Source organism: Enterobacter sp. PL1, assembly GCF_945957325.1.
Lineage (GTDB): Bacteria > Pseudomonadota > Gammaproteobacteria > Enterobacterales > Enterobacteriaceae > Enterobacter > Enterobacter roggenkampii.
On record NZ_CAMFKT010000010.1, the window covers coordinates 1 to 19,307 of the forward strand.

A 19,307-nucleotide genomic window follows, 5' to 3' on the forward strand; every position below is an offset into this window, starting at 1 on the left:
GCCGTTCCCAACAAAATAGCAGTCGTCTTTTTCATAACCTTTTTCCTTGAGATTAATCAGCAACTACGAAAAACCTCACGCATGATGGTGAGGTTTTATGAGCATGGTAGAGAATCTCAGGAAATGCCATATATTCTGGAAAATTCTTTTATAACAGTCCATTGCATGAAATTATTAATGAATATTAAGAATAGTCGAATACACGCGCGGTGCCAGCAATATCAATGCGAACCGCCGTGCCCGGGTTCCATCCTGGCTGGCTGACGGTCTTGAGGGTGACGGGCTGCGGCTGTCCGGTAAGCCCAAGGGTGAGCGTCGACAGGTGACCGGTAAAATCCACATCAAGAATGGAGATCGGGCTTTCATGTGAGGCGCATGCCACCACGCTCAGCTGCTCCGGGCGCAGCATCACTCTGCCCTGCCCTGTCGCCAGCGGGTTGTCTGTGGGCACCTTACCCAGGGCGCAGAGGGCGTAGCCCGCGGTGAGCTGCGCAGGCAGGATCAGCGCATCACCAAGAAACAGCGCCGTCTCTTCGTCAACGGGACGGGTGTAAACCTCATAAGGCGTCCCGACCTGCGTGAAGCGTCCGGAACGCATGACGGCAACCTGCGTGGCAAAGGAGAGCGCTTCGTTCTGATCGTGGGTAACCAGAATCGAGGCCACGCCCGCTTCGGCCAGCAGATCGGCCGTGGCCTTTCGCGTCATGGCGCGCAGGCCAGTATCCAGCGCCGAGAACGGTTCATCCAGCAGCATCAGTGAAGGACGCTGGGCCAGCGCACGGGCAAGGGCCACGCGCTGCTGCTGTCCGCCGGAAATCTCGTGAGGCCAGTGCGTGGCGAGCTGCCTGTCCAGCGAAACCATCTCCATCAGCGCCTCAACGCGCTGGCGTTTTTCGTGGCGGGTCCCGTCCAGCCCCCAGGCAATGTTGTCTGCCACGTTGAGGTGCGGGAACAGCGCGCCCTCCTGCGGCACAAAACCGATCCCGCGCTGGTGGGCAGGGACAAAACGGTTTTCATCAAACAGGGTTCTCCCCTGCATAACAATACGACCGGTGTCGGGCGTCTCAAACCCGGCAAGAATACGCAGCAGCGTGGTTTTACCTGACCCCGACGGCCCGACAATGGCCGTTCTGCTCCCCGGCGCAACGCTCAGGTTTAAGCTGTCGAGCACCTGCACATCAGCAAATGATTTAGAAATGGCGGTTAATTCAAGCATGTCATAGCCCTGCAATTTTCTTCGACTGCATATAGAGAATGGCGGTCAGCGGGAGGGAAATCAGGATCATCAGCATCGCGTAAGGCGCGGCGGCGACATAGTCAATTTCGCTGGTCAGCGCCCAGAACCCGGTAGAGAGCGTGCGCGTGCCCAGGGGAGAGAGTAACAGCGTGGCGGTCAACTCGTTGCTGACGCCGAGGAACACCAGCGCGGCCCCCGCCGCCGCACCCGGCGCGGCCAGCCGCATCGTGACGCTCCAGAGCGCCTTCGCGGGCGTGCTGCCAAGGCTGCGCGCCACGTTTTCCAGCTCAACCGGCGCCTGCGCAATTCCCGCCCGCAGGTTGATGAGCGCACGGGGCATAAACATCAGCAGGTAGGCAAGGAACAGGGTAATTTCCGTCTGGTAAATGGGACGGGCGTAATGAATGGTGACGGTGACCAGCGCCAGCGCCGTGACAATGCCCGGCAGCGAACTGGTGATATAGATGCACCCTTCCAGCATCCGGAAGATACGGTGCGGGTAGCGGATACCGAGCCACGCAATGGGGATCACGCACGTCGTCGTCAGCAGCGCGCCGCCCACGCCGAGCATCAGCGTCTGGCGCAGCGAGTGCCAGAGATCGGCGCTCATCCAGTTTTCCACCCCGCCGAGCCAAATCCAGCGACACAGAACAGCTAACGGCACGCCCAGCGCCAGGACGATCAGCACCATGAAAAACAGCTGCCCCAGCGCGGCAGCCGCAGGCTTCAGCGGCCAGCGTTTCTGCTCGCGCGCAGCCCCGGCGCCAATGCGCGCGTAGCGTGCTTTTCCACGCGTCACGCCTTCCAGCACCAGGATAGCGAGGCAGCACAAAGCCAGCACGCCCGCCAGCATGTTTGCTGCCGGGCCGCTGAAGGTAGACTGAAACTGGTCATAAATGGCCGTGGTGAAGGTATCAAAGCGGATCATCACGTACAGACCATATTCCGCCAGCAGGTGCAGCGCCACCAGCAGCGCGCCGCCGCAGATAGCCAGCTTGAGCTGGGGTAGCACCACGCGGAAAAAGACCTTCCACGGCGGGGTGCCGAGCGACGCGGCGACATCTTCGAGCGTCGGGTCAAGGCGGCGGAGCACCGCCGCAACCGGCATGTAAATAAAGGGATAGTAGGCAAGCACGGAGAGAAACACGCCCGCGGAGAGCCCGTGCATCGACGGAACCACGCTCACCCAGGCATAGCTTTGCACAAACGCGGGAATGGCCAGCGGGGCGACCGCCAGCGCGGACCAGATGCCCCGTCCGGCAAGCTGGGTGCGCTCTGTGAGCCAGGCAATCGCCACGCCCGTCACGATACACAGCGGAACCGCCAGGGCCGTCAGCCACAGCGTGTTGCTGAGCAACTCAGCCACACGCGGGCGAAACACCAGCGCCTTAATGGTTTCCCAGCCCGTCTCAATGCCAATGGCAATGATAAAACCCAAAGGCAGAAGCGCCAGTAATGAAAACAAGACAGCTAACGCAACCATCGGCAGTGCAGGACGCCTGCGGGCAGGCTCCTGCACTCTGTTTTTTCCGATGTCGAGACTCAGACCAGACATAAGACCTTCACTTCACTCTCAGGATCACAGCAGGCCGGCTTGCGTCATCAGCTCGATAACTTTTTTACTGTTGAGCGTTGAAGGTTCTACTTTCGGTGCATCAAGATCTTTCAGCGGGACCAGTTTCGGGTTTGAGGCCGCGTTCACGCCCACGGCGTATTCAAAGGCGTTGTTGGTACGCAGGCTTTCCTGACCTTCTTTGCCGGTAATGTATTTGATGAAGGCCTGCGCCTGCGCTTTGTGCTTGCTGGACGCCAGCACGCCACCGCCGGAGAGGCTCACAAACGCGCCCGGGTCCTGGTGCTTGAAGTAGTAGAGCTGGGTATTTTTGCTGTTTTCACCGGTTTTGGACTGATCGACAAAGCGGTAGTAGTGGTAAATCACCCCGCCATCAATCTGACCCGCATTGACCGCTTTCATCACGGTGCTGTTGCCTTTATAGGCCACGAAGTTGGCTTTCATCGCCTTGAGCCATTCCAGGGTGGCCTTCTCGCCCTTCAGGGCCAGCATCGCGCTCACGATAGCCTGGAAATCCGCGCCTGACGGTGATGCCGCCCAGCGGCCTTTCCACTCGGGTTTCGCCAGATCCATCAGCGACTTAGGCAGCTGCTGCTCGCTCAGCTTCGCCGGGTTATAGACGAACACCGTGCTGCGGGCAGCAATGCCGATCCAGCGGCCATGCGCCGGACGATACTCTGCCGGTACCTGCTTCAGGGTGTCTGAATCCAGCGGGGCAAACAGGTTGGCGTTATCCACCAGCACCATGGACGGCGAGTTTTCCGTCAGGAACACGTCTGCCGGCGATGCGCTGCCTTCCTGCACCAGCTGGTTACCCAGCTCGCTGTCATCACCATTACGCAAAGTGACTTTAATCCCGGTTTCTTTGGTAAAACCGTCAACCCACGACTTCACCAGGTTTTCATGCTGCGCGTTATAAACAACGATACCTTCGTTGTTATCGGCGGCAACCGACTGTGTGGAAAGGAAAAGGGATGAGGACAACAAGGCAAGCGAGAAGCAGGACAGCAGGCGAGAATTCATGAACATATCCTTAATAGGGCAACGTGATTAACGATAAATAGCACTGCGGGAAAGGATTAAACCATACAAAAACGCTAATGATAATTAGTATCAATCGAGTTTAGTCGTAAAAGTGTAAAATTTCTTATTAACAGATTTTGTAATGATAAAAACCCAAATTTAAATGCGAGATAATTTTTAGATTAAGAAAACCTTAAGCCTGCCAACAACAAAATTCATTAGCCTTCTATTTATTATGGCGCGAAGGTAAATCTGTTATTCGCGCGCCCGGCAGAAATAAAAAAGCCCCGATAGTGCGGGGGCTTTTTATGCTTATCCGGAGGTAGCTAAATTTATAAGGCTACTCATTTAAAAAGCCTCACATAGCCGCATGAGGGGCATATACAGGATAGGTGAAGAACAATAAATGCACGCAGTTCAGCCCAAAATGGAATAACGTTGCAACCCAGAGCCTGCCGCTCCACATCCACGCCAGGCCGTAAATAATGCCGGAGAGGCTGGCAAAAATAATCAGCAGTAAACCGCCGCTATAATGCATCAGCCCAAAGAGGACTGAGGCAATCAACAACGCGACAACAGGATGAACGATCCGGGACAAGCGCTGCTGCAGGTAGCCTCTGAACAGGGCTTCCTCGGCCAAAGAGACGAAGAAAATATTCGCAAGGGCAAATTGCGCGAACCATTCTGGCGCATGTGGCTCAATTCTCAGCCCGCCCAACGCCACAGCCAGAAGTAACAGCGCGGGTACCGCAAGTACCAATATTACCCAGCCGAGCTTGCCCATTTTATAGAGGGGTTTTGCTACGAATAGCGTTGGCATGCACGTAATTAAAAAGAACGGCACCACCGCCTTGTCCATATTAAAGTACATACTGAACGGTATGCTTTGCGGACCAACGACGACAGCATCCAGCACTTTGGGATTATGGAAGCCCGGGAGTACATGCATAACCAGGGTAACGGCGATGATCACACACAGGCCTTCAATCAGATAAGTATATTTATGAACCTTATTACGTAGCCATTCAACAGCAGACCAGCCAATAACGATTGACGCAATAACCAGCAGCGCCGGGGCGTCAAGAATGCTCTGTTTCCAGCCGAGAAATGCCGTTAATCCCAGCAGCAGGTAAGCCAGGCTTTTATTAAGGGAAAGTGCGGCAAGCGAAATTGCGAGTAGATACCACATAAATGTCCTTCATGACCGATAAATTTTAGGGTCGATGTCCCAAATATGTCCCACAACGGAAATCAGGAGGATGTGAGTGAGGCGTAACTCTATGAAATGAAATGGCACGCCCTGTAGGATTCGAACCTACGACCTACGGCTTAGAAGGCCGTTGCTCTATCCAACTGAGCTAAGGGCGCACTGAGAAGCGTGTACTTCGCGGTGGTGAAACGCGAAGAATTATACGGTCAATGGCAGGTGAGTCAATGCCTTTTCCGTTTTCAGGGCCAATTACCGCTAGCCGATTGTAAATACGGCTATTTTCTCAACATTCCTCCCTGTTTTACCGTAAAATTTAGCGCTGCGAAAAGGCTTAGTTGCATTTAAGTAACGCCTGCTGTTTTCCTGAACGTCAGCTCGTCACACTAGAGCCAGGTATCCCGGCCGCCTGGAGGCTGACAGACAACAGGACAATGGAGTGACAGCGCAAAACCTGATCGATACGCCCCCCCGGTTACAGTACCTCTCTCAGGACATCGTCGGCATTAAGCTTGAGCCTATCGTCGCCCTCGCCTCTTTGCGTCAGGTTGGCGTCGAGGTCCTTAGCGTCCTGGCCGATACGCGGCACAGTGAGGATTTTTTTTGCGATCGGTCCGCTGGCTGGTCGCTAACGCTGCTTGAGGCGCAGCTTGCTGCGTTAAAAAATACGCCGCACGGTCATAACCTTTTTATTAATCTGCCGATAACCGTCCTGACAGAGCCTGCGTCCTTCCAGCGGCTCATCAGACTCCCCTGCGTGCCGCTCAATATTGAGCTTGTCGACCTTGCGGCTTTTTTGGCGCTGTCCGTCGCGCAGAAGCAGCGCGTGGTTCAGAATCTGCAGCAGCTGAGCAGACAGGGGCACGCTATCTGGCTGGATGACATTGATGATGTCTTAGTGCAGTCGTTTTTATCCTGTCGACTTCCGTTAAGCGGCATAAAAATAGATAAGGAAGCATTCTGGCGTTTACGCGACACCCCTGCGCTGAGGCAACTGGTTTCCCTTTGCTTTCAGCTTGCCGGGAAAGTGCTTATCGAAGGTATTGAGACTGAACGCGATCGTACCTGGGCACTGCAGGCAGGCGCAGACTTCGGCCAGGGATATTACTGGCCGTCCTGGACATGGCCGGAGGATTAAAACGCCATTTCCAGGAGGGAGACCATGCGAATGACAGTGCGCCGTTACCGGCGGCGGCGTACAGGAAGTGATGCACTGGGATTTACGCGCTCACCTTTTGCTCCCCCCTTTTTCGACCGGCTCGAATTTTTGAGCCAGTCCATCAGCCAGCCCCGCAAAACAGACGCCCCGTTTATTCTCCTGGTGACGGAGGATCATTTCCTGCGCACCGGTTTTCTCAACGGGCAGTTTCCCCTGAGCAGCTGCTGCGATTACGCCACGCTGGACGACGCCCTTGTCGCACAGACGCAATGGCCCTCCGCCCGTCTGGTCGTGGATATTGAAAGCCGGTCAACGGGGCTTCTGGAGAAACTGGATCAGTTGAGAAGGCATAGCCTGTTTCCTCCGTTCCTGACGCCCTGGCTGTTAGTCCGGGCCGATAATTACGACACCCGCCTTTTCTGCAAAGCGGCAGGTCCCTTTCATGTGCTCGAGCGCCAGCTGAACGCCGCGGCACTCCAGCACAGCCTGCTGGATGCCCGCCCGCCACAGGGCTCCGACAAAGACTGGTTCAACCGCAATGAATGGCCGATCCTGCAGGAACTCTCCCGGGGCAAGACGTTACGTCAGATTGCCCTTATGCAGAATCGTCCCTATAGCCGCATTATCTATCGTCTTAGCTGCATCCTGGTGAAGCTGGGGCTGAGTCATCGACAGGAATTGTTGCATCTTCTTAATAACCTCTCAGACTGCACGTTTTCACTCACGTCCTAACCTCTTATTTCCTAAAGCGCTTTAAGAATTTACTTACCATTCGCGTTTCAAAAATGTTAATTTTTAACAATAAAGTCGAAATTATAACTATTCCTAATTTATGGGCGAGAACCTTGTGATATGCCACAAATTGAACGAACGGCAGCACTTTCCTCCATCCGTTAAGTGAATGCAGACAGCGTTAACAAGATGATAATGATGTAAAAACAAGCAGCTTAGCGACTGCGCCCTGGAGGGAAAAGCGAAGCAGATAGCATGTTCTCCTGTGCAGGAGTTGCGGAGCTGAAGGTCAACCTTCACGCTTTCAGATGAAGGTCTGACGGCCTGCGAGGGCAATTGTTCACCTCATCAGACCGGGCGAGTCCCCCAAAATGATGCGTATTTTTGTTAACAATTGATCAACATACAGAGATATCTGTTATTTTTTGTTATTACATAAAGATGAAAATATGCGGTAAATGGGATAACAGGATATTTCCGCTAAATTTAAAAAAATAGCGATTCAGATCCAGAAGATAATACAAACCAATATCCTGTGATTAATTTACAGGGTTTTCGGAAAAAACTTACCCTGTATAATAAGAAGCGTACCAAATCTGAATAAGAAAAACCTTTTTGCCAACACCAGCCAAATGAGATGACCGCGCTGAGGCATAGTTCTTTTCATTACGTAAACAAGGATGCTTTCGCTCTTTCCAGGGAAATACTACGGTATAGGGATCTGCACATTATATCCTTCCGGCATTTCGAGAGTTTTACCAAACTCTGCATAACGCTTTTAACAATCTGAGGCATTAAAAATGAAACCGGCATCCGTTATCATTATGGACGAACATCCTATCGTCAGAATGTCGATAGAAGTCCTGCTACAGAAAAATAAGAATATCACAGTCAAGCTCAAGTCTGGCGATAGCCATGAAGTCCTTGACTGTATCCGTAATCACCCTATCGATCTGGTGATCCTTGACATTGAACTCACGGGCACGGATGCTTTCGCTTTACTTAAGAGAATCAGAAACTTAAACAAAGACATTAAGATTCTGTTCCTCTCATCTAAATCAGAGTTATTTTACGCGGGTCGCGCCATTCGCGCCGGGGCAAATGGCTTCGTCAGTAAACGTAAAGATTTGGGTGAGATCTACAACGCCGTAGAAATGATCCTGATGGGCTATTCCTTTTTCCCATCGGAAACGCTGAACTTTATAAATCATTTGGGTTCAGGGAAAGGGATGGCAGTCGATATGCCATTATCAAATCGCGAGGTCACGGTATTACGCTATCTGGCGAATGGATTATCCAATAAGGAAATTGCTGAACAGCTACTATTAAGCAACAAAACCATTAGCGCGCATAAATCCAATATTTATTCCAAGCTGGGCGTGCAAAGCATCGTGGAATTAATTGATTACGCCAAAGCGCACGAGCTGCTTTAACCTGAATTCACTCCCTGCAGCTTATCTGAGCTGCAGGGAGTGCGGTCAGTGCTAATTATAGTTAATCATAAAGGTGGCATCCGCATCGGCTCGTCCGGGCTGAGGGTTATCTGCAGTGGCAATATAATTGGCATAAAACGACAATGTTGCATTCCCCTGCGCATCAACCGAGACCGGCTGGCTGGCCTGCTGGAGAGCCAGACGCGTTTTATCCGCATCCCTGATCTCTACCGCGACACGGCTCGCTGTACTGGCGTCGTTCAGCGCCAGCAAACCGTTATTGCTCCCGTCGGCTTTACCCGAAAACGTTATCGACGCGGCGCCCGGCGGACAGCCGGTCAGCTTCAGCGTAAACGGCATGGGCTGCGTGCGGCTCCCGGTGGTGCTGAGCTGTTTCGTGGGCCAGGTGCCCAGCGTGACGGTCTTGTCGCTGTCGCTGCCTTCCGCGACGCAGGTAAAATCGACAATATTGCCGTAGAGCCGAATGTTAATTTCGCCCAACGCGGTGTCCGCCTGAGCCTGTGTGCAAAGCGCAAAGAGCGCCACGGTGAGAAAACGGATCCCGTTTCGCATATCGGCTCCTTAGTCGTAATCCACGCGCAAATACCCGCGCGAGGTGAAACGCCCTTCCGCTGGCTTGTTGCCCGTCACGCTCACCGGCCAGACGCGGATCCCCACCTTTGCCTGCGCGCTGTCGTCGAGGCGGAACGGAATTTTGCTTGTCAGGTTGTTAGGCGTTAGCGGCGCACCGCTCTCGTTGGCAATGATGAACCCGACGTCCGGGTTATCCGACACCAGCACATTATCAGAGACTTTCTCCGCCTCTACGCGCATCGTCAGCATGGCGTTTGCCTCCACGTTGGTGCATTTGATCGCAATGGTTTTGCTTTGCGATGAGACGCCCTCCGGTTTGTTACCTACGCCCGCCTTGCTGAACAGGGAGGCGCCAATGTCGCCGAAATCAAACTCCACCACGTTCCCGGCGTTGATAGCGCAGCTTTGCGGCACCTGAATGGTACCGCTGTAGCTGATGGTATAGACCGGCGTGGTGAGCGGATCCGAGGAGGTGGTGGTGACGTAAACGCGGAACATGGTGGCGCGCGGGATCACGACCATATTAATAAAACGTCGGGTTACCTTAAGGCGGAAGACAAGGCTGGAGTCCTGAACGCCAAACGGCCTGTTTTTGGAGACGTTAGGATGGCTCCCCATCTGGATATAGTTTTTTGGCGGATAAAACACGCCAGCATAGCTGTCCGTGATTTTCATGGCCCCGTCCAGATAGTCGTTCAGCTTCAGATACTGATAGCCATCGCTCGTTCCCGTTACCTGATAATCGGTCACATAGCTACGCTTGGTGGTATTCCCGACCGTGCCCTTCGGGCAGACGGCATTGACCCCTACCCACTGCGACTTCTCGCTGAGCGTCACGACCTGTCCAATCTGGTTATTCGAGCTATTGAATTTGTCCGTCAGGTCGTAATGCACTTCCGTCGGCACGCCTTTTTCATTGACGCACACGGTGGCGAATGCGTTTGCCGCAGGCAGTAGCGCCAGAAGCGACAAGCCTAAGATGTGGGTTTTATTCACAGCGAATCCCCTTCATTGTGATTGCCTGTTGCAGGCTCTTTTCAGGCAAGCTGTAAGGCGCGCGACACTGGGACTGCGCCCCTTCGCCCCACTGGATCAGCAGTTCGCCCTCCAGCGGCAGCCCGCTCAGGTAAATCTGCCCGTCATCCCCTACCATGCTGGTGACACCGCTCCGGGTCTCACGGACCACCGCGCCGAACGGCACGGGCTGGTTGCCGCGCGCTACCGTCAGCAGGGCGCGCACGCCAATGCGGGTATCAAAGCTGGCGCGCACCAGCGCGCCTTTGGTCGGCACCACGCTGCTCACGTTGTTTTCGATGTCGGTGTTGTTGCTCATGGTGTTGGTATCCAGCGCCACGCGGTTGTAGCGGTAGACGGTGGCATACGGCATCACCGCATAGCCTCGCCAGTCGGTTCTCACGCCGGTCTGGTTTTCCACGCTGACGCCGGATGCCCCCGGCGCTTTGATCAGCACGTTGGTGTCGCCCAGCGGCTGGCTGAAGGTCACGCCGTCGGCATGACCGACGACCCCGCCGGAGAGCTGCCAGTTGAGATCGTGCTGATCGTCGCTGTAGTTGTAACCCACGCCCAACGTGCCGTAGGTCGCCTGCCAGTTGGCGCTGGCGCTTCCGCTTGACCCGTTGGTGCTGGTGTGTCCCTGAGTCACGCTGTAGTTCAGGTTGCGGTCCTCCAGCAGCGTGCCGCTGACGCCGGTTTGCCAGCTTGTGTCGCCATCGCTGTTCCGGCTGGCGGATGCCGTGGCGTAGGCACGGTCAATCGCGCTGTCCCGGCGATAGCCCTGACGGGTAAAGATACTGAACGGCACGGAGACGTTAAACGACGCGATCCGGTCGGTGCCGTCGATCCCGACGGATTTGTTCCACGACCACGAAACGGAGTAGTTGATCCCCTTCATGCCCCCCGCATACCCCAGCTGGTACCAGAGGTTCGACTCGTCGGTACCCCAGTAGGTCTGCTCGCTGCCGGAGATATAGACCGAGCCGTAATCCCCCAGCGACTGAGAAACGTTAAGCTGGAAGCGGCCTTTTTTATTCCACGTCAGGTTGTGATAGCTCTGCACGTCCGGCACATCGTTATCGTCCTGGCTGTCGGCATACTGATAGCCTTCCATTGAGCGCCATGCCACATCGTCCAGGGTGTAAAACCCTTTTGTGGAGTAGCGGTAGCCCAGCAGCTGGAAGTTGGTGCCGAAACCGTTAAGGGATTTCGCATAGAGGAAGCGCAGGGACTGTCCTTCATGCTTGCTGTCGTCCGCGAGCTGGCTGCGGGCGTGGGTGATATCGAGCGAAACCGCGCCCCAGTCGCCCAGGTTTTTTCCGGCCCCGACGGCGACCGCGGTATAGCGTGACGCCAGCTGCGTCCCGCCGTAGAGCGTAAAGCCGTTGGCAAGTCCGGTAATCAGGGTGCCCTGGGTGAAGAACGGCGTATCCTGATCGCTGTTACCGCTGCGGTAATCCCCCGCGACGAGGTCATACTTCCAGCGCCCTTCACGCTGCAGAAGCGGCACGGTAGAGTACGGCACGGTATAGCGCTGCTGGGTACCGTCTTTCTCTTCTACCGTCACTTCCAGGTCACCGCTTGAGGAGGTGGGGTTGAGATCGGTAATCGCAAATGCGCCCGGCTGCACATAGCTTTGATAGATCACGTAGCCATTCTGACGCACCACCACTTTGGCGGGCGTCCGGGCGATCCCGCGTACGGTGGGCGCGTAGCCCTGCAGGCTGTCCGGGTACATGCTGTCAGACGAGAAGAGCCGTCCGCCGCGGAACCCCATGCTGTCGAAGACGTCATTACCGGTATTGCTGTCGCCCAGGACCAGTTCGCTTTTCAGCGGGATCACGGTGCGCTGCGCCCAGGTGCCAATATTCTGCCACTCGCTGTGCCGCTGCCCGTTGGTCTGCGTGTATCGCCATGCGCCGTTGTTGCGCAGGCGCCAGGCGCCGTAGTTCAGCCCGCTCTGCAGGTTGAGGTAATAGCTGTCGTCTTCGCTGCCCCGGTTGCCCGTAAAGCTGTAGTTCAGCAGCGCGGCGGGGATGCCTTCATCCCACTGTTCCGGCGGAATGTAGCCCCGGGCGCTGTTCTGCAATGCCACCTGCGGCAGGCTGACGTTCAGGCGCTGTGAGGCAAAGTTGAATACCGTTTCGCTGCCGGGAATGGCCGTGGTCAACGGGACGCAGGCCTCACCCTGAACCTGAGCCAGCTCGGGAAACGCCGCAACGTTGACGCCAAAGCGGTCCAGCATCGCGCGCGTAATACACGGCGATAGCCCGCCCGCCACCGGCGGCGTGTTCTCCGCCTGCTCAAAACGCACGTCCTGAGTCCCGATAAATTCATCGTTACGCCAGATATCCACGCGATAAACGCCGGGTGCCTGCTGGTGTCCTTGTTCAAAACGCGACAAATCCGCCACGCTGGCGGTGTCGTCGGACAGGAAGGCCGGGTTGAAATAGCTTTCGCTCCAGCCAGCCTGCGGCCAGAGCGCAGCCATCAGCGCCAGTGCAACCGGGCAGTAACGTCCCTGATGGTTTTTCATCGCCCTGACTCTGCTCACAGGTTGACGCTACGCGCCGGCGTGATGGCACCGTAGTCATTCACGCTCTGCCAGGAGAGCGTGCCGCCGGCACCGGCTGGCAGCACCTGCTGTGCCGCGCTTTTCGGCGCTACCATCAGGTTATCCAGCGTCTTCCCGCCCAGCTTCAGATTGACGAGGGTGATGTAATACGGAGACGCGTTGCTGACTTTGAGATGGTTACCCGCGCGCTCAAACCGCAGCTGGGAAAGCGCCTCTTCCGGCTGCATTGCCAGGTTGTTCGGGCGCACAAACAGCTTGATGCGCGAGAGAATAGCCAGCTGCAGCACGTTATTGTTTTCCGTTTTGGCTTTGTTCACTGACGGGATCGCTTTCACGTTCATGTAAAACAGCGATTCGCGGTCGGCAGGCAGCGCAGGCCCGGCGTAAATAATGCGCAGCGTGTTTTCACTGTCCGGCTCGCTAACAAACAGGGGCGGCGTGACGGCAAACGTTTTTTCTTTTTGCCCGTTCGCATTTTCGATCCACGCGTTAATTAAATAGCGCTCCTGTTTATTGCTGTTGGTGATCGCCAGCGACGTTTGCTTCGCGTCGGCCGGGTAAATAACGCGGGTGGCTCCCAGCGCAATACCGCCGGATGCATTCGCGCAGGCAGAAACCATCATTAAAATAAACGATAAAAAAAGTCCTGGTCTAATTAGGGTATTCATCACAACCGTACCTTTAATAATGTGTTCGCAGGTGTTAGGGATAAATCAACGTAAACCAGACATCCGACTGAATTTTGCCTGGCTCGAGGTGTTCGGAAATAGCCCGATAGCGGGCGCTAAAATGGAACGCCAGCTCGCGGGTATCGATCGGCAGCCAGCTGATGGCCGTGGCATTTGGGATAATCTGACGCTGCTGCTCGTCAAAGAGCGCCAGCCCAACGCCGCTGCTGACGGGCGTTTCACCTGGTCGCGATGTCGCCAGAAAGACCTGAGGATCTTCTGCGGGTGTGGCCCCCTGAAACTGGATCCCCACGGTGCGCGAAACATCAACGCTGCAGTCCAGCAGCCGTACGGTGAAAGGCACATTCACCGTGGAAAAACTGCCCACGCCGGAAAATGAATTGGTTCGGTACTGCCCCATATCGATGCGCATATTCTGGCTGTCGGGCGCCACGGCGCAGCCGCCGTTCACCAGTTCACCTCTGAGATGAACCTTGCCGCCTTCGATCACCACGGTATGCGCCGATGCCGGGCAAGCCATCGCAAGGGTTAACAGCAGTAGTGTTCCTGTCCTTGTCATCCTTTGTTCCTGGCAATAGCGTATGACGGGCCTCGTCCCTGAGGCCTGAACATCCCTGTGCGGAGGAATTATTCGTATTTCATTACGAAGGTGGCGTCAGCGTTCGCCTGGCCTGGCTCGGTAGTCGCAGCCGTGGATTTATAACGCGCGGTGAACTTCAGGGTGTTGGTCCCTTCGATCAGCGTCTGCGCAGCAGAGAAGGTCGCACCGTCTGGCGTCAGAACGCTGGATTTGCTGTCGAGGATCTCGATACCCACGCCTTTCGCGGTATTGTCGTTGCTGCCGGAGGTGACGGCCAGCAGGGTTTTGTCGGTTGGGTCGATCTGACCGGTGAACGCAACAGCGGCAGTTTTGGCCACCAGCGGATCGCAATCGTTCAGTTCAATGTTGAACGGAATATTAGAGGTGGTGTCGCCCACTTTGGTGAATTTCGCGGTACGATACTGACCCAGATTAACGGTCTGCTCGGAAGAATCAGTATTTACTGAACAAGCCGCATTAACCAGCTCACCTTTAAAATGTACGGTACCGCCATTTACGGAAACCGGCGCAGCAGGATCCGCTGCATTTGCGGCACCCGCAACCAGGGCCAAAGTTGCAATAACAGTAGAAGCAATGTTGCTGAGTTTCATGTCTATTCCTTTAAAATGTAAATAACCCTTCCCGCGAAAAATCGGGAATAAGAAATACGTTCAATTGAGTAATTGAAAGCTTATTTCGGAGGAGACAAAGTAGCTCAGTAGGTGATTTTTAAATATGTCAAAACGCTGCCATTTTACCAGGTCACATCCTAATCCCGCCTAAGAAATTGACCATCCCTTAAGAAGGGTTTTTGCGTCTTGCGGATAAAAACGCGCAAAGGGTGACTGACAGCGGGGCTCGCTTCTGACAAAATACACGCATCCCCCCTTTCGAACGTTACAGACGGAATCTTCTCTCTGATGGCAGCAAAGATTATTGACGGTAAAACGATTGCGCAGCAGGTGCGCTCTGAGGTCGCGGAAAAAGTGAAGGCGCGTAAAGCGGCCGGAAAACGCGCCCCCGGGCTGGCCGTTGTGCTGGTTGGCAGTAACCCGGCATCGCAGATTTATGTCGGCAGCAAGCGCAAAGCGTGTGAAGAGGTGGGGTTCGTCTCCCGCTCTTACGATTTGCCGGAAACCACCAGCGAAGCAGAACTGCTGGAACTTATTGACACTCTGAATGCCGATAAAGAGATCGACGGTATTCTGGTTCAGCTGCCGCTGCCCGCCGGTATCGACAACGTGAAGGTGCTGGAGCGTATTGCACCGGATAAAGACGTGGACGGCTTCCATCCTTACAACGTTGGCCGCCTGTGCCAGCGCGCGCCGCGCCTGCGTCCGTGCACGCCGCGCGGTATCGTGACGCTGCTGGAGCGTTATAACATCGATACTTACGGCCTGAACGCCGTGGTCATCGGCGCGTCCAACATCGTGGGCCGCCCGATGAGCATGGAGCTGCTGCTGGCTGGCTGCACCACCACCGTTACCCACCGCTTCACCAAAAACCTGCGTCACCACGTTGAGAACGCCGATCTGCTGATCGTCGCGGTCGGTAAGCCGGGCTTTATTCCAGGTGAATGGATTAAAGAGGGCGCAATTGTCGTGGACGTCGGGATTAACCGTCTGGAAAACGGCAAAGTGGTCGGCGACGTGGTGTATGAAGATGCCGCCGCGCGCGCCTCTTACATTACCCCCGTACCGGGCGGCGTAGGCCCGATGACCGTCGCAACGCTGATTCAGAATACCCTGCAGGCGTGCGAAGAATATCACGACGTAGAGGACGCGTAAGATGGCCACATTTTCATTAGGCAAACACCCGCACGTTGAGCTGTGCGATCTGCTCAAGCTGGAAGGCTGGAGCGAAAGCGGCGCGCAGGCGAAAATTGCCATTGCCGACGGGCTTGTCAAAGTGGACGGTGCGGTGGAAACCCGCAAGCGCTGCAAGATTGTCGCGGGCCAGACCGTGAGCTTTGAAGGCCAGAGCGTGACCGTGACGGCGTAAGCCGTTTGATGCCCGGTGGCGCTGCGCTTACCGGGCCTACGTACTGTCTCCGTTTGTAGGCCGGGTAAGGCGAAGCCGCCACCCGGCAATTTCTATCTCTATCCCCTCACACCCATCACGGTTATTTATCGATCCACTTCAAATAATCAGTATTTCGTCTGTTGAAAAGTGAAAATTCAGTTGCGCGTTTTTCACGCTTTGCCCACGATAAGTAGAACGTTCTACTAAAACGTTCTACTTACAATAACAGCGCCAAAAAAGCGCTACTCGGGGGAAATCAGCATGAGTCTGATATCAGGGTTTGTTAAATCGCTGTCTAAGTTATCGATGATTGGTCGCGCCTTAATGCTGCCAATTTCACTGCTTCCCGCTGCGGGCCTGCTGCTGGCCTTCGGCGATAAGTTCCATCTGCCGCTGATGATGAACGCGGGCGGGGTTATCTTTGATAACCTGCCGATGCTGTTTGCCATTGGCTCTGCCGTGGGCCTGGCGTCAGAATCCGGCATTGCGGCGCTGTCCGCGGCGGTGTCGGTGTTTGTCACCAATATCACCATCAGCACCGTGCTGAGCATCACGCCGGAAATGGCCTCTCAGGGCGGGAAATACGCCATGGTGGTGGGCATTCCGACGCTGCAGATGGGCGTCTTCGGCGGCCTGATCTGCGGTATTCTCGCGGCCTGGTGCTATAACCGCTTCCACACCATGCAGCTTCCGGAATTCCTGGGCTTCTTCTCCGGCAAGCGCTTCGTGGCGATTGCAACGGCGTTCCTCTCGTTCCTGATGGGGCTGCTGCTGCCGTACGTGTGGCAGCATATCCAGGCCGGTATCGACGCCCTCTCCGTGGTCGTTAACGGCGACAACCAGGCGGCCTCGACCTTTATCTTCGGTCTGGTGGAGCGCGCGCTGATCCCGCTCGGTCTGCACCATATCTGGTATCCGTCGTTCTGGTATTCGTTTGGGGATTACACCACCCAGGCAGGCCAGGTGATCCACGGCGACCAGACCATCTGGTTCAAGATGCTGGAAGAAGGGGTGAAATCCTTCAGCAGCGACACCTACCAGAACGCCGGTAAGTTCATGCAGGGTGAATTCCCGCTGATGCTGTTCGCGCTGCCTGCGGCGTGCCTGGCGATGTATCACGAAGCCCATACGAAGAATAAGAAAATCGCGGCCGGTATTCTGTTCTCCGCGGCGCTGACCTGCTTCCTGACGGGGATCACCGAACCGGTCGAATTTACCTTTATCTTCGTGGCGCCGATTCTGTACGTCTTTAACGCCATCATGGCGGGTCTGGCCTACATGACCATGTACCTGCTGCATGCGCACATCGCCAAGTCGTTCTCTGCGGGCTTTATCGACTATCTGTCATTCGGGATCCTGCCGTCGTTTAACGGCTACCAGACCCACTTCCTGAGCGCCATTATCATCGGCATTCCAATGGGCCTGATTTATTACTTCACGTTCCGCTTTGTGATCCGTCGTTTCGACGTGAAAACGCCGGGCCGCACCGAAGTAACCGCCAATGCGGATGAAAAATCGGATTCTGAACTCGCGACCGAGATCATCACCCTGCTGGGCGGCGCGCATAACATTGACTCCGTCGGCGCCTGTATCACCCGCCTGCGTCTGGAAGTGGCAAAAAGCGACGCGGTAGATAAAGACGGTCTTAACGGACTCGGCGCGCGCGGCGTGGTGTTTGTCGGCGACAACGGTATTCAGGTGATTTTCGGTGCCAGAGCACAGTTTATCGCCCAGACCATGTCCACCATGATCGGCAAATAATAAGATGCCTGAACGACACGTCTCCTGTACGCTGGGAGGCGTGTTTTATCTGGCTGATAATCGGTAAATTTCAGGGAGCGGTTTTGAAGAAAGTCAGCATTATTGATGTTGCAAAGCACGCGGGCGTGTCGGTTTCCACCGTCTCGCTGGTGCTGCGCCAGAAAGGGAAAATCTCAGAGGCAACGATCGAGAAGGTCAACGCTGCCATCAATACCCTGGGCTATGTTCATAACGTTGCCGCTGCCAACCTCCGCGCCAATACCTCCAACCTGATTGGCCTGATCCTTCGCGACTTTAGCGACAGCTTCTCCATCAAGGTGATGGCGAGCATTGTTCAGGATCTTGAAAAACAGGGGTATATGGTTTTTCTCGGTCAGCCCCAGAACGACCATGACCAGCTTGAGCGCTGCCTGCTGTCGTTTAAGCAGCAGGGCGTCGCCGGGGTGATCTATCTGGCCTCGGATACCCGCACCTCTACCCTGCCGGAAAAGATTCGCCACTGCCCGCTGCCGCTGGTGGTGGTCTCGCAGTCGCTGCTGGATGAAAAATGCAATCTGGTGATGCGCGATAACCGACAGGCGGCCAGTCTGGCGGTGCGTTATCTCATCGAGCGCGGTCATCGTAATATCGCCTACATAGGCGGACGAGAAGGCTGCCTTATCCGCGAGCAGCGCCTGCTCGGCTTTCGCAGCGCGATGGCGCAAAACGGGCTGGTCTGGCGCGATGAATACTCGCCGGCCTGCAGCGATGACACGCTGGCAGCGGGTTTTGCCACCCGCCAGCTGCTGGAAAAAAACAATACCATCACCGCCCTGCTCTGCCACTCGCCGGATGCCATGATCGGCTCCATCTCCGGTATTCATCAGGTCGGGCGTACGGTGGGTAAAGATGTGTTTCTGACGCAGCAGGTCGCTCTGGTCGGTTTCGAAGATATGCTCCACGTGAACCTCACCTCGCCCTCGTTTACCTACGTCTCGTCCGCCAGCGAAGAGACGGGGCGTCAGGCGGCCGGGCTGATTATTCGCACGCTGAAGGAGCCGACGCTGCAAACCCAGCGTATTACGCTCTCCGGGCAGCTTATCGCACGCGAGTCGGCGTAAAATCAGAATTTCGCACAGGTTTTTTAGCGCGGAATGACTGCTATATTTCCATGATTTGCCATGGATAATCACAATGCCTACCGTTATTACGCACGCTGCTGTTCCGCTTTGCCTGGGCTTAGGCCTGGGGACAAAAGTTATCCCACCCCGCCTGCTGTTTGCCGGTATTGTCCTCGCCATGCTGCCGGACGCCGACGTGCTGGCGTTTAAGTTCGGCGTCGCGTACGGCAACGTTTTCGGCCATCGCGGCTTTACCCACTCCCTGCTTTTTGCCTTCGTGGTGCCGATACTTTGCGTACTGACTGGACGACGATGGTTCCGGGCCAGCCTGACGCGGTGCTGGCTGTTTTTAACCGTGTCACTGCTGTCGCACAGCCTGCTGGATTCGATTACCACAGGCGGGAAAGGCGTCGGCTGGCTGTGGCCGTGGTCGGATGAACGCTTCTTTGCGCCGTGGCAGGTGATTAAAGTCGCGCCGTTTGCGCTCTCACGCTATACCACGCCGTACGGGCATCAGGTGATTATTTCAGAACTGCTGTGGGTGTGGCTGCTGGGGGGTCGTGCTGATGGGGTTGCTGTGGTGGAAAAGAAGGTAAAAAAAAGCCGGG

General features: G+C 55.5%; 17 protein-coding genes, 1 tRNA gene and 1 pseudogene. 8 read left to right on the top strand and 11 right to left on the bottom strand.

Annotated elements, in window-relative coordinates; translation table 11 throughout:
* Positions 1–184 precede the first annotated feature (184 nt).
* The 5 genes from N6P30_RS10925 to N6P30_RS10945 form a co-directional block, all read right to left on the bottom strand.
* Positions 185–1,216 carry an ABC transporter ATP-binding protein gene (locus N6P30_RS10925; RefSeq protein ID WP_023293110.1) on the bottom strand — a complete coding sequence of 344 codons (1,032 nt, stop codon included), beginning with the start codon at positions 1,214–1,216 and terminating at the stop codon, positions 185–187.
* Position 1,217: 1 nt separating this feature from the next.
* Positions 1,218–2,792 carry an ABC transporter permease gene (locus N6P30_RS10930; RefSeq protein WP_021241598.1) on the bottom strand — a complete coding sequence of 525 codons (1,575 nt, stop codon included), beginning with the start codon at positions 2,790–2,792 and terminating at the stop codon, positions 1,218–1,220.
* A gap of 24 nt (positions 2,793–2,816) precedes the next feature.
* Complete coding sequence (locus N6P30_RS10935; RefSeq protein WP_023293111.1) at positions 2,817–3,833, bottom strand: iron ABC transporter substrate-binding protein; 1,017 nt, start codon at positions 3,831–3,833, stop codon at positions 2,817–2,819.
* Between the two features lie 358 nt (positions 3,834–4,191).
* Entirely contained in the window at positions 4,192–5,022 is an 831-nt protein-coding gene (locus tag N6P30_RS10940; RefSeq protein ID WP_023293112.1) for a CPBP family intramembrane glutamic endopeptidase, read from the bottom strand.
* 102 nt (positions 5,023–5,124) lie between these two features.
* Positions 5,125–5,201: transfer RNA gene (locus N6P30_RS10945), tRNA-Arg, on the bottom strand.
* 278 nt (positions 5,202–5,479) lie between these two features.
* On the opposite strand from N6P30_RS10945, the gene N6P30_RS10950 reads away from it, so the two are divergent.
* The 3 genes from N6P30_RS10950 to fimZ all read left to right on the top strand — a co-directional run bounded on the left by N6P30_RS10950 (position 5,480) and on the right by fimZ (position 8,364).
* A complete protein-coding gene (locus N6P30_RS10950; RefSeq protein ID WP_008499341.1) occupies positions 5,480–6,178 on the top strand; it encodes an EAL domain-containing protein in 699 nt (232 codons plus the stop codon).
* A 24-nt stretch (positions 6,179–6,202) separates the two neighbouring features.
* Positions 6,203–6,931: a helix-turn-helix transcriptional regulator gene (locus N6P30_RS10955; protein WP_008499340.1), complete on the top strand. Its 729-nt coding sequence runs from the start codon at positions 6,203–6,205 to the stop codon at positions 6,929–6,931.
* Positions 6,932–7,731: 800 nt separating this feature from the next.
* Positions 7,732–8,364 (top strand): fimbria biosynthesis transcriptional regulator FimZ, encoded by a 633-nt coding sequence (gene fimZ, locus N6P30_RS10960; RefSeq protein WP_023293114.1) that lies wholly within the window; start codon positions 7,732–7,734, stop codon positions 8,362–8,364.
* A gap of 51 nt (positions 8,365–8,415) precedes the next feature.
* Here fimZ and sfmF read toward each other — a convergent pair whose 3' ends face one another.
* From sfmF to fimA, 6 genes are all read right to left on the bottom strand, one after another.
* Positions 8,416–8,937, bottom strand: a complete 522-nt coding sequence (gene sfmF, locus N6P30_RS10965) for a fimbria assembly protein (RefSeq protein WP_008499338.1) — start codon at positions 8,935–8,937, stop codon at positions 8,416–8,418.
* 9 nt (positions 8,938–8,946) lie between these two features.
* Complete coding sequence (gene fimH / locus N6P30_RS10970; protein WP_021241603.1) at positions 8,947–9,954, bottom strand: type 1 fimbria D-mannose specific adhesin FimH; 1,008 nt, start codon at positions 9,952–9,954, stop codon at positions 8,947–8,949.
* Positions 9,947–12,508, bottom strand: a complete 2,562-nt coding sequence (locus tag N6P30_RS10975) for a fimbrial biogenesis usher protein (RefSeq protein WP_023293115.1) — start codon at positions 12,506–12,508, stop codon at positions 9,947–9,949. Before N6P30_RS10975 ends, fimH begins: the two co-directional genes overlap by 8 nt.
* Positions 12,509–12,522: 14 nt before the next feature.
* A complete protein-coding gene (fimC, locus tag N6P30_RS10980) occupies positions 12,523–13,215 on the bottom strand; it encodes a type 1 fimbria chaperone FimC (RefSeq protein ID WP_058673597.1) in 693 nt (230 codons plus the stop codon).
* 34 nt (positions 13,216–13,249) lie between these two features.
* Complete coding sequence (gene fimI, locus N6P30_RS10985; RefSeq protein WP_023293117.1) at positions 13,250–13,795, bottom strand: type 1 fimbrial protein subunit FimI; 546 nt, start codon at positions 13,793–13,795, stop codon at positions 13,250–13,252.
* Between the two features lie 68 nt (positions 13,796–13,863).
* Complete coding sequence (fimA, locus tag N6P30_RS10990; protein ID WP_008499333.1) at positions 13,864–14,427, bottom strand: type 1 fimbrial major subunit FimA; 564 nt, start codon at positions 14,425–14,427, stop codon at positions 13,864–13,866.
* 309 nt (positions 14,428–14,736) lie between these two features.
* Between fimA and folD the strand changes: the two genes are divergently transcribed.
* The 5 genes and pseudogenes from folD (at position 14,737) to N6P30_RS11015 (ending at position 19,295) form a co-directional block, all read left to right on the top strand.
* Positions 14,737–15,603 carry a bifunctional methylenetetrahydrofolate dehydrogenase/methenyltetrahydrofolate cyclohydrolase FolD gene (folD, locus tag N6P30_RS10995; RefSeq protein WP_008499332.1) on the top strand — a complete coding sequence of 289 codons (867 nt, stop codon included), beginning with the start codon at positions 14,737–14,739 and terminating at the stop codon, positions 15,601–15,603.
* A gap of 1 nt (position 15,604) precedes the next feature.
* The gene (gene ybcJ, locus N6P30_RS11000) at positions 15,605–15,817 is read left to right on the top strand and encodes a ribosome-associated protein YbcJ (protein WP_004143016.1); all 213 of its coding nucleotides are present in this window, start codon (positions 15,605–15,607) and stop codon (positions 15,815–15,817) included.
* Between the two features lie 282 nt (positions 15,818–16,099).
* Positions 16,100–17,599 carry a PTS transporter subunit EIIC gene (locus tag N6P30_RS11005; RefSeq protein WP_008499331.1) on the top strand — a complete coding sequence of 500 codons (1,500 nt, stop codon included), beginning with the start codon at positions 16,100–16,102 and terminating at the stop codon, positions 17,597–17,599.
* Positions 17,600–17,682: 83 nt separating this feature from the next.
* Positions 17,683–18,699 carry a Mal regulon transcriptional regulator MalI gene (gene malI / locus N6P30_RS11010; RefSeq protein WP_008499330.1) on the top strand — a complete coding sequence of 339 codons (1,017 nt, stop codon included), beginning with the start codon at positions 17,683–17,685 and terminating at the stop codon, positions 18,697–18,699.
* A gap of 73 nt (positions 18,700–18,772) precedes the next feature.
* A pseudogene (locus N6P30_RS11015) lies at positions 18,773–19,295 on the top strand (metal-dependent hydrolase).
* Positions 19,296–19,307 lie beyond the last annotated feature (12 nt).